9 protein-coding genes are annotated in these 10,065 nt (G+C 62.1%); 6 read left to right on the top strand and 3 right to left on the bottom strand.

Annotated elements, in window-relative coordinates; genetic code table 11:
* Positions 1–246 precede the first annotated feature (246 nt).
* Positions 247–795: an RNA polymerase factor sigma-70 gene (locus EI969_RS17850; RefSeq protein ID WP_160388953.1), complete on the top strand. Its 549-nt coding sequence runs from the start codon at positions 247–249 to the stop codon at positions 793–795.
* A gap of 119 nt (positions 796–914) precedes the next feature.
* On the opposite strand, the gene EI969_RS17845 is transcribed toward EI969_RS17850, so the two are convergent.
* The 3 genes from EI969_RS17845 to EI969_RS17835 form a co-directional block, all read right to left on the bottom strand.
* Complete coding sequence (locus EI969_RS17845) at positions 915–1,928, bottom strand: GNAT family N-acetyltransferase (protein WP_160388952.1); 1,014 nt, start codon at positions 1,926–1,928, stop codon at positions 915–917.
* A 75-nt stretch (positions 1,929–2,003) separates the two neighbouring features.
* The gene (locus EI969_RS17840; protein ID WP_160388951.1) at positions 2,004–2,822 is read right to left on the bottom strand and encodes an ABC transporter substrate-binding protein; all 819 of its coding nucleotides are present in this window, start codon (positions 2,820–2,822) and stop codon (positions 2,004–2,006) included.
* Between the two features lie 93 nt (positions 2,823–2,915).
* The gene (locus EI969_RS17835) at positions 2,916–3,542 is read right to left on the bottom strand and encodes a TetR/AcrR family transcriptional regulator (protein ID WP_371925994.1); all 627 of its coding nucleotides are present in this window, start codon (positions 3,540–3,542) and stop codon (positions 2,916–2,918) included.
* 178 nt (positions 3,543–3,720) lie between these two features.
* On the opposite strand from EI969_RS17835, the gene EI969_RS17830 reads away from it, so the two are divergent.
* From EI969_RS17830 to EI969_RS17810, 5 genes are read left to right on the top strand one after another with little or no spacing between them, the layout of a single operon-like run.
* Positions 3,721–5,523 carry an acyclic terpene utilization AtuA family protein gene (locus tag EI969_RS17830; RefSeq protein WP_160388950.1) on the top strand — a complete coding sequence of 601 codons (1,803 nt, stop codon included), beginning with the start codon at positions 3,721–3,723 and terminating at the stop codon, positions 5,521–5,523.
* 12 nt (positions 5,524–5,535) lie between these two features.
* Positions 5,536–6,405 (top strand): SDR family oxidoreductase, encoded by an 870-nt coding sequence (locus tag EI969_RS17825; RefSeq protein WP_160388949.1) that lies wholly within the window; start codon positions 5,536–5,538, stop codon positions 6,403–6,405.
* A gap of 3 nt (positions 6,406–6,408) precedes the next feature.
* Complete coding sequence (atuC, locus tag EI969_RS17820) at positions 6,409–8,025, top strand: geranyl-CoA carboxylase subunit beta (protein ID WP_160388948.1); 1,617 nt, start codon at positions 6,409–6,411, stop codon at positions 8,023–8,025.
* Between the two features lie 24 nt (positions 8,026–8,049).
* Positions 8,050–9,207, top strand: coding sequence for a citronellyl-CoA dehydrogenase (gene atuD / locus EI969_RS17815; RefSeq protein ID WP_160388947.1), 1,158 nt, complete (start codon positions 8,050–8,052; stop codon positions 9,205–9,207).
* Positions 9,204–10,001 (top strand): enoyl-CoA hydratase-related protein, encoded by a 798-nt coding sequence (locus tag EI969_RS17810; RefSeq protein ID WP_160388946.1) that lies wholly within the window; start codon positions 9,204–9,206, stop codon positions 9,999–10,001. Before atuD ends, EI969_RS17810 begins: the two co-directional genes overlap by 4 nt.
* Positions 10,002–10,065: the final 64 nt, after the last annotated feature.

Genomic DNA, 10,065 nt, shown 5'->3' with positions numbered 1-10,065 from the left:
GCCCGGTGCCATTCACCAATGAGAACGGATGACGTCTTGGAATAATTAGTCGTCGGGCTGCAACACCAGGCGTGTTGAGGGGGCGTCAACGTGTCGCAGTTCGCACTCTGCGCCTTTGTAGTGCATTAGTTCTTTTTCTCATTTGACAATCATTATCATTAAGCCTAATTTGTCGCTCGATTGTGCAGGACGGCCCCCCCGGTTTCTCCCCCGTCCCACTAACCTTTTGGCAGCAGGGTGATTTCCATGATGGAACCAGTGTCCACAAGCAGGTGCGATACACCGCTACTTCAGGCATTCGTCGATAATCGACTGATTCTGGTGAAGATCGCAGCCCGTATTACCGGTTGCCGCTCGCGAGCCGAGGATGTGGTGCAGGACGCGTTTTTCCGGTTGCAATCGGCACCGCCGATCACCAGTTCGATCAAGGCCCAGCTCAGCTACCTGTTCCAGATCGTGCGCAACCTGGCGATCGATCACTACCGCAAGCAGGCGCTGGAGCTGAAGTATTCCGGACCTGAAGAGGAAGGGCTGAACGTGGTGATCCAGGGTGCGTCACCGGAAACTTCGCATATCAACTTCTCGACGCTGGAGCACATTGCCGATGCGTTGACCGAGCTGCCGAGCCGCACCCGCTACGCCTTCGAGATGTATCGCCTGCACGGCGTACCGCAAAAAGACATCGCCAAGGAACTCGGCGTCTCGCCGACCCTGGTGAACTTCATGATTCGCGATGCACTGGTGCACTGCCGCAAGGTGTCGGGCACGCGTGGTGATATGGCTGCTCGCCAGTAAAATCCGGGATCTGCATCGCGCCCATCGCGAGCAAGCTCGCTCCCACAGGTTCAGCGCACACCCTGTGGGAGCGAGCTTGCTCGCGATGGGGCACTCAAGAACACCAAAGATCTTGAGTATCAAGCCAGCCTGCACCGGTCAAAAAACCGCTCCCGCCCCAACACCATCAAGGCCGCACGCTTGTGCGGGAAGTCGAACTCTTTCTCGCAGTGAAAACACTGGTTCTGCATATACCCGATCATCTTCGCGTTATCGGCGCGCGGTTCGGCAACCACCCGCTGCGTGCGCGGATCATCGAGAAACAGGTAATGCACCAGCGCCGATAACCAGCTCGCCACCTTGTGCGGACCGCGATGGTTTTCTTCGCCCACCAGCATGTGAATGCCACGGTCGTAATCGCCGGCATCGTAGAAAGGTGCGATGCGATCTTCCTTGGCCCAATAGGCTTCGAAGTAAGCGAACGGCTGATCGTCGAAACACCCGATCAGCGTCAGGGTGTGCGGATCGGCCGCGAGTTTGCCCAGGCATTGGCGATGCTGTTCGAGGCTGCCCTCCTCCTGCCAGAAACTGGCGACGCGCGGGCTGTTCTGCCAGCGATTGAAACGCGCCAGGTCTTGCTCGATTTCCAGCGTGCGCAGGGAAACCCAGGCGCCCAGCCGGGCATCGAAGCGTCGATACACCTCACCCCGGGGTTTCACCGCTCGCAGCGGATGACGCTTGCCACCGGTGATGACCATTTGCTGCGGGTAACTGCCGGTCAACGAATGGCCCAGCCATGGCTGCGGCAACTGCCAGAACAAGGTGCGCTCGCAGAAATACTGGCCACTCACGGGCGTCGAAATCAGCAAACCGCTCAGCAGCGCTTCGCTCGGTACCTCTTGCAGTTGCCAAATCAGGCGCTGACAGTCGGGGTCGCGAGCGAACAGCCAATAGCAGGCCGCCCATATCGCTTGTCCTTCGGGGCGACTGAAACGCTCGAGCAATTGCACCTGCAACTCGGGGCCAGGGCTCAGCTGCAGGGTGAGCAACGGTTGCCCTTCCAGGCTGAGGCTCAGGCGGCCTTGCGTTTCATCGGCGGCAAGACGGCTGCCGGTCGGCAGACACAGGTCAGTCAGGTCATTCAGATTGGACATGGGGCGGGCTCACGATAGTCGTCGACAGTTCAACGAGGTGACGTCAGCCACGGCGGGAAATTTAGGGGGAAACCGTCAATTGGCGACTTGAGCTGCCGGTTCGTCGTGCGGCACCGGCACCACCGCAATCTTGTACGGATCGAAAATCCTCAGCATCTGGCCATTGTCCCGCAAGCCTTGCAACAACTTGCCGAAGGCCTCGCCGCTGATGGGCGCGGCCGGGCGCAGGATGGCGTAGTGGTGATAGACCTGATCGATGCGATCGGACACCAGCAGCTCTTTGGCGACATTCAGATTGCGCAAAAAATAGTCATTGAGGTAGGAGCGCGTGACCAGGGCGATGTCGGCGCGACCGCGTAATACCATCAGCAGATTGCTGTCATGGGAATAGGTCAGCGTGGCGTTGTAGTTTTGCGCCAGGTACCGGGGCTCGGCATTGAAGTTGGCGAACTCGTAGTGATAGCCGCTGAACAGTGCCAGGCGCTTGCCGCTCAGGTCGGCAAAATAGCTTTGCTGCCGATCGGGCAGGCGTTGCGCGACAAAAATCTCGGCGTCTTCGAGCCCCATGTCGACGGCGCTATGGGGAATGTCTTCCCAACCCCAGGCCGGATTTTCAAAGATGGCCATGTCGATCCGGCCCTGCTTGAAGTCACCGAAGCGCCGTGGAATGGAGGTGGGCACCAGGACAAACTGATAGTCGTTTTGCGCTGCGTTGAGGGCCTCGACCAGTTGCGGCAACAACCCGGTATCGGCCCCGGATTCCGGGCGCACGGTATAGGGCGGAAAGTGCGCGGCACCAATGCGCACCAGTTGCGCAGCCTGGGATGGCAGCACCGTTAATGCCGCAAGCGTCGCCAGCAAAAGCCGCGAGGCTGTCCGAATTGGCGAACCCATCAAAACAAGTCCACTCCCCAATAAAACGGCATCAATGCCTTCAAGCCAGGCGTTTTCGTCCAGTTAGCCAGTTTAATGCTGCCCAGCACAAGCCTATTGCTGGTCTTTCAACACCAGAATCAACGCTTCTTCGGCCAACTGATCGAGGCTCATGCTGCCGCCGGCGCGAAACCAGGTGGTGGTCCAGGACAACGCGCCGGTCAGGAAGCGTCGGGTGATGAACACATCGCCGCGAATGAACCCGGCGGTCCTGGCTTCGCCCAGTACTTGCAGCCAGATGTCTTCGTAGATGTCGCGCAACTCCAGGACCTTGGCCTGGCCCTCTTCGGACAGTGAGCGCCATTCGTAGACCAGCACCGCCATGGCCTCGCCGCTGCCGCCCATGATCGACTGCAATTCACAGCGGATCAGCGCCAGCACCCGCTCGCGCACATTGCCGGCGTCGGCGATGGCCGCACGCATCAACGCGGTATTGTAGCGTATGGTTTCTTCCATCACGGCGCGCAGGATTTCGTCCTTGCTCTTGAAGTGATGAAAAATACTCCCGGACTGAATGCCCACGGCACCGGCCAGGTCGCGCACGGTCGTGCGTTCATAGCCTTTATTGCGGAACAGGTGGGCGGCCACTTGCAGCAGCTTGCCACGGGCGCTGTCCGGGTCGGTCAACTGGCCGTCGTCGACCAATTCACGCATGACCCTCAGGGCTTTTTGCTCGTCCACCCGTTCTCTCCTACAGTCGATCAATCAATAACGCCGAGCCCCCCGAAAACACCGGGGTTGCGCGGGCAATTTAAGCTGACGGATGGAACCAAGCAAGCGCTTGGGCAGAAGAAAATCAAGTCATTTACAAACCAAGCGCTTGCTTGGTAATGTCGATACACTTCGGTTGGAGGTGGCTATGGAAAGGACTGCGCCCAAAACAATTCGCATCGGTTGCGCCAGCGCCTTCTGGGGCGATACCTCGACCGCTGCCGCGCAACTCGTGGAACACGGGCATCTGGACTATCTGGTCTTCGATTACCTGGCCGAAATCACCCTGTCGATCATGGCCGGTGCGCGGATGAAAGATCTCCGGGCCGGGTATGCGGGCGACTTCATCGAAGTCCTCGCGCCCTTGCTGCCGCAGCTCGCGCAGCACAACATCCGGGTCATCAGCAATGCCGGCGGGGTCAATCCCCAAGCCTGCGCCGCCGCCCTGCAAGCGGCCTGCGACAAGGCCGGGGTGGCGCTGAAGATCGCCGTGCTGCTGGGTGATGACCTGCAACCGCAATTCAAACAGCTGGGCAGCCAGGGCATTCACGAAATGTTCAGCGGCGCGCCCCTGCCATCGATGTGCGTGTCGACCAATGCCTACCTCGGCGCCCCCGGCATTGTCGAAGCCCTGCGGCTGGGCGCGGACATCGTGATCACCGGGCGCGTGGTCGACAGCGCGGTGGTCAGCGCCGCGCTGGTGCATGAGTTCGGCTGGTCGTGGCACGACTACGACAAGCTCGCCCAGGCGGCATTGGCCGGGCACATCATCGAATGCGGCGCCCAGTGCACGGGCGGCAACTTCACCGATTGGCGCGACGTGCCCGACTACGAACACATCGGCTTTCCCATCGTCGAAGTCAGCGCCGACAGCCAGTTCATCGTCAGCAAACCGCAAGGCACCGGCGGGCTGGTCACGCCACTGACGGTGGGCGAGCAGATGCTCTACGAAATCGGAGACCCGCGGGCGTATCTGCTGCCCGATGTGGTGTGCGACTTCACTCAGGTCAAACTGCTGCAACAAGGCAAGAACGCGGTGCAGGTGCACGGTGCCAAGGGCCTGGCGCCGACGGCTCAATACAAGGTCAGCGCCACGTACCCCGATGGTTTTCGCTGTACCGCCAGTTGCCTGATTGCCGGCATCGATGCCGTCGACAAGGCACGGCGCGTTGGCGATGCGATCATCAACAAGACCTCGGAAATGTTCCGCCAGCGCGGCTGGGTGCCGTACAGCGACGTGAGTATCGAGTTGCTGGGCAGCGAGGCCACCTACGGTCCCCACGGCCAGCGCCAGGACAGCCGCGAAGTGGTGATCAAGCTTGCCGTGCGCCATCCCGACAAGCAGGCATTGATCGTGTTCTCCCGGGAAATCGCCCAGGCCGCCACCGGCATGGCGCCGGGGCTGACCGGCATTGTCGGTGGCCGGCCGACGGTGTATCCGCTGATCCGGCTGTTCTCCTTCCTGATCGACAAAACCGCCTGCACGCTGGAGATTGATTTCATGGGCCAGCGCCACGGGTGCGCCCTGCCCGCCCTCGATGTGCTCGACCCGCTGGACCTGCCAGCCGCGCTCGCGCCGCCGAAACCGACTGGCCTGGCCGACGCCAGCGTGGCCCTGGTCAAACTGGCGGTCGCCCGCTCCGGCGACAAGGGCAACCACAGCAACATCGGTGTCATGGCCCGCGAGCCCGAATTCCTGCCCTGGATCGCCGAAGCCCTGACCCCGGAAGTGATCGTCGACTGGATGGGCCACGTCCTCGACCCGATCCACGGGCGGGTCGAACGCTGGTACTTGCCTGCCAGCCACAGCCTGAACTTCCTGCTGGAAAATGCCCTCGGCGGCGGCGGTGTCGCCAGCCTGCGCATCGATCCGCAAGGCAAGGCCTTCGCCCAGCAACTGCTGGACATCCAGATCCCGGTGCCACAGCGCATCGCCGACCAGTTCAACTAGAGGATTGCCGCCATGGCCTACGATTCGATTTTCAAAGCCGATCTGTTTGCCGGCCAAAACATCATCGTCACCGGTGGCGGCAGTGGCATCGGCCGCTGCACCGCCCACGAACTGGCGGCCCTCGGCGCCCATGTGCTGCTGGTCGGGCGCAAGGCCGACAAGCTGAAAAACGTTGCGGCGGAGATTGTCGGCGACGGCGGCAAGGCCGATTGGGCGGTTTGCGACATCCGCGAGGAAGAAGCGGTGACGCACCTGGTCAGCGAATTGATCCGCAAGCATGGCCCCATTCATGGCCTGGTCAACAATGCGGGCGGGCAGTACCCGTCGCCCCTGGCCTCGATCAATCAGAAGGGTTTCGAAACCGTGATGCGCACCAATCTGGTGGGCGGTTTCCTGATGGGCCGGGAAGTCTTCAACCAGTCCATGAGCAAGCACGGCGGCGCCATCGTCAACATGCTCGCCGACATGTGGGGCGGCATGCCCGGCATGGGTCACTCCGGCGCGGCACGTTCGGGCATGGACAACCTGACCAAGACCGCCGCGTACGAATGGGGGCATGCCGGGGTACGGGTCAATGCCGTGGCGCCGGGCTGGATTGCCTCCAGCGGCATGGACACCTACGAAGGCGCCTTCAAGGCGGTGATCCCGACCTTGCGCGAACACGTGCCGCTCAAGCGCATCGGCACCGAATCGGAGGTCAGCGCGGCGATTGTTTTCCTGCTCAGCCCGGCCGCGGCGTTCGTCAGCGGCAGCACCTTGCGCATCGACGGCGCCGCCAGCCTCGGCGGACGCGCCTGGCCGATCCACAAGGCGACCAACAGCGAGTCGTACAACGGTTTCCACCGCGCCTACATACCCGACGTATTGAAGGACAAGGAATAACCCATGCCGGTGATTCAGTCGTTACTCGATCCCCACAGCGAGCCGTTCGCCCGCAACCGTGTGGCGATGCTGAGCGCCATCGAACAAGTCCGCGCGCTCGAACAGAACTTGCTGAACAAGGCGGCCGAAGCCCAATCGAAATTCGAAAAGCGCGGTCAGTTGCTGCCCCGCGAACGCCTCAATCTGCTGCTGGACCCCGGCGCGCCGTTTCTCGAACTGGCCAGCCTGGCCGGCTACAAGCTGCACGACGACAAGGACGGCAGCTCCGCCGGTGGCGGCCTGATCGCCGGCATTGGCTACGTGTCCGGCGTGCGCGTGCTGGTGGTGGCGAACAACAGCGCGATCAAGGGCGGGACCATTTCCCCCAGCGGTCTGAAAAAGTCCCTGCGCCTGCAACAGATCGCCATGGAAAACAAACTGCCGGTGATCACCCTCGCCGAAAGCGGCGGCGCCAACCTCAATTACGCGGCGGAGATTTTCGTCGAGGGCGCGCGCAGCTTTGCCAATCAGGCGCGGATGTCGGCCATGGGCTTGCCGCAGATCACCGTGGTGCATGGCTCTGCCACGGCGGGCGGTGCCTATCAACCGGGGCTGTCGGATTACGTGGTGGTGGTGCGCGGCAAGGCCAAGCTGTTTCTCGCAGGTCCGCCACTTCTCAAGGCCGCCACCGGCGAAGTCGCCACCGATGAAGAGTTGGGCGGCGCCGAGATGCACGCACAAACCGCCGGTACCGCCGAATACCTGGCTGAAAACGACGCCGACGGTGTGCGTCAGGTACGCGAGATCGTCGCTTTGTTGCCGTGGAACGAACAGTTGCCGCCGCGCCCCGAACGTCGCTGGGATGACCCGCTATACCCCATCGACGAACTGCTGGGCCTGATCCCGGATGACCCGAAAAAGCCCTACGACGTGCGCGAAATCATCGCCCGCCTCGCCGACGCTTCGAACTTCCTTGAGTTCAAAGGCGAGTTCGATCAGCAGACCGTCTGCGGCCATCTGAAAATTCAGGGCCGCGCCTGTGGCTTCATCGGCAACAACGGCCCGATCACGCCAAAAGGCGCGAGCAAGGCCGCCCAGTTCATCCAGCTGTGCGACCAGAGCCAGACGCCGCTGCTGTTTTTCCACAACACCACCGGGTTCATGGTCGGCACCGAATCGGAACAGCAAGGCGTGATCAAACACGGCGCGAAAATGATTCAAGCGGTGGCCAACGCCCGCGTTCCGAAGCTGACCATCGTCGTCGGCGGCTCCTATGGCGCCGGCAACTATGCGATGTGCGGACGCGGCCTCGACCCGCGCTTCATCTTCGCCTGGCCCAACAGCCGCACCGCCGTGATGGGCGGCGCGCAAGCGGGCAAGGTGCTGCGCATCGTCACCGAGGCCAAACAGGCCAAGGACGGCCTGGTGCCCGATCCGAAAATGCTCGACATGCTCGAACAGGCCACCGCGCAGAAACTCGACAGCCAGTCCACGGCGCTCTACGGCAGCGCCAACCTGTGGGACGACGGCTTGATCGACCCGCGCGATACCCGGACCTTGCTCGGTTACTTGCTGGACATCTGTCACGAGGCCCAGGTGCGGCCATTGCAAGCCAACAGTTTTGGCGTAGCCCGGCTCTAAACCGGCTCAAGGAGAACAATAAAAATGATCTTCACCCAGGAACACGAAGCCCTACGCCGCACCGTGCGCCAGTTCGTCGAGCACGAAATCAACCCGCACGTCGAGGAATGGGAAAAGGCCGGGCGCTTCCCCATCCACGACATCTTCCGCAAGGCCGGCGACCTCGGCTTGCTGGGGATTTCCAAGCCGGAAAAATTCGGCGGCATGGGGCTCGACTACAGCTATTCGATCGTCGCCGCCGAAGAGTTCGGCACCATTCATTGTGGCGGCATCCCGATGTCCATCGGCGTGCAGACCGACATGTGCACCCCGGCGCTGGCCCGGTTTGGCTCCGATGAGTTGCGCGAGGAATTCCTGCGCCCGGCCATCAGCGGTGAGCAGGTCGGCTGCATCGGTGTCTCCGAAGTCGGCGCCGGCTCCGACGTCGCCGGGCTGAAAACCAGCGCACGCAAGGACGGTGACGACTACGTGATCAACGGCAGCAAGATGTGGATCACCAACTCGCCGAGCGCCGACTTCATCTGCCTGCTGGCCAACACCTCGGACGACAAACCGCACATCAACAAGTCGCTGATCATGGTGCCGATGAACACGCCGGGCATCAGCTTGAGCTCGCACCTGGACAAGCTCGGCATGCGCAGCTCGGAAACCGCTCAGGTGTTTTTCGACAACGTACGCGTGCCGCAACGCAACCGCATCGGCCATGAAGGCGCGGGGTTCATGATGCAGATGCTGCAGTTCCAGGAGGAGCGTCTGTTTGGCGCGGCCAACATGATCAAGGGCCTGGAATACTGCGTCGACAGCACCATCGAGTACTGCAAGGAGCGCAAGACCTTCGGCAACGCGCTGATCGACAATCAGGTTATCCACTTCCGCCTGGCGGAACTGCAAACCGAAATCGAATGCCTGCGTGCGCTGGTCTATCAGGCCACCGAGCAATACATCAAAGGCCAGGACGTCACGCGCCTGGCCTCGATGGCCAAGCTCAAGGCCGGGCGGCTGGGGCGCGAAGTCAGTGACAGTTGCCTGCAATACTGGGGCGGCATGGGCTTCATGTGGGACAACCCGGTGGCCCGGGCTTACCGCGATGTGCGGCTGGTGTCGATTGGCGGTGGCGCCGACGAAATCATGCTGGGGATCATCTGCAAACTCATGGGCATCCTGCCGGGGAAAAAGAAATGAACAACCTGCCGGTTTGCCAGACGCTGTTGCTGGAACTGCACAACGGCGTGTTGCACGTCACCCTCAACCGCCCGGAATGCCGCAATGCGATGAGCCTGCAGATGGTCGCCGAGTTGCGCTCGGTGCTGGCCGCGGTTCGCGATAAACCAGGGGTTCGCGCACTGGTGATCGGCGGCGTCGGTGGGCACTTCTGTGCCGGCGGCGACCTCAAGGACATGGCCAACGCCCGCGCTCAAGGCCCAACGGCACACCGGGATATGAACCGGGTGTTCGGCGCGCTATTGCAAGAAGTGCAAAACGCACCGCAAGTGGTGATCACGGTGCTGCAGGGTGCAGTGCTCGGCGGCGGTCTCGGCCTGGCCTGTGTCAGCGATGTCGCCCTGGCCGATCACCAGGCACAATTCGGCCTGCCGGAAACCAGCCTCGGTCTGTTGCCGGCGCAGATCGCGCCGTTCGTGGTGCAGCGCATCGGCCTGACCGAGACCCGGCGTCTGGCCCTGACGGCCGCGCGTTTTGACGGCACTCACGCGCGGCGCATGGGGCTGGTGCATTTTGTCGAGCATGATCCGCAAGCCCTGGCCGAGCGTCTCGATGAGGTGTTGGCCCATGTGTTGTGCTGTGCGCCGGGGGCGAATGCGGCGACCAAGAAACTCTTGCTGGCGAGTGCCGGGCAGCCCTCGGATGCCCTGCTGGATCAAGCAGCTGAATGGTTCAGCGAAGCGGTGATCGGAGCCGAAGGCGTCGAGGGAACCATGGCCTTCGTGCAAAAGCGCAAACCGGGGTGGGCCTCTTAAAAGCTTCGCGAGCAGGCTCGCTCCCACATTTGCAATGTATTCCCCTGTGGGAGCGAGCCTGCTC

Source organism: Pseudomonas sp. PB101 (genome assembly GCF_009764265.1).
In the GTDB taxonomy this organism is placed as follows: domain Bacteria; phylum Pseudomonadota; class Gammaproteobacteria; order Pseudomonadales; family Pseudomonadaceae; genus Aquipseudomonas.
Note: the sequence above shows the minus strand (reverse complement) of the source record. Positions and strands in the feature narration are given on the sequence as shown.

Bases quoted from the DNA above. Each gene is read 5' to 3' on its own strand.
- atuC (WP_160388948.1), top strand. From the start codon at position 6,409: ATGCCGGTGATTCAGTCGTTACTCGATCCCCACAGCGAGCCGTTCGCC.
- atuD (WP_160388947.1), top strand. From the start codon at position 8,050: ATGATCTTCACCCAGGAACACGAAGCCCTACGCCGCACCGTGCGCCAG.
- EI969_RS17810 (WP_160388946.1), top strand. From the start codon at position 9,204: ATGAACAACCTGCCGGTTTGCCAGACGCTGTTGCTGGAACTGCACAAC.
- EI969_RS17840 (WP_160388951.1), bottom strand. From the start codon at position 2,822: ATGGGTTCGCCAATTCGGACAGCCTCGCGGCTTTTGCTGGCGACGCTT.
- EI969_RS17845 (WP_160388952.1), bottom strand. From the start codon at position 1,928: ATGTCCAATCTGAATGACCTGACTGACCTGTGTCTGCCGACCGGCAGC.
- EI969_RS17825 (WP_160388949.1), top strand. From the start codon at position 5,536: ATGGCCTACGATTCGATTTTCAAAGCCGATCTGTTTGCCGGCCAAAAC.
- EI969_RS17850 (WP_160388953.1), top strand. From the start codon at position 247: ATGATGGAACCAGTGTCCACAAGCAGGTGCGATACACCGCTACTTCAG.
- EI969_RS17830 (WP_160388950.1), top strand. From the start codon at position 3,721: ATGGAAAGGACTGCGCCCAAAACAATTCGCATCGGTTGCGCCAGCGCC.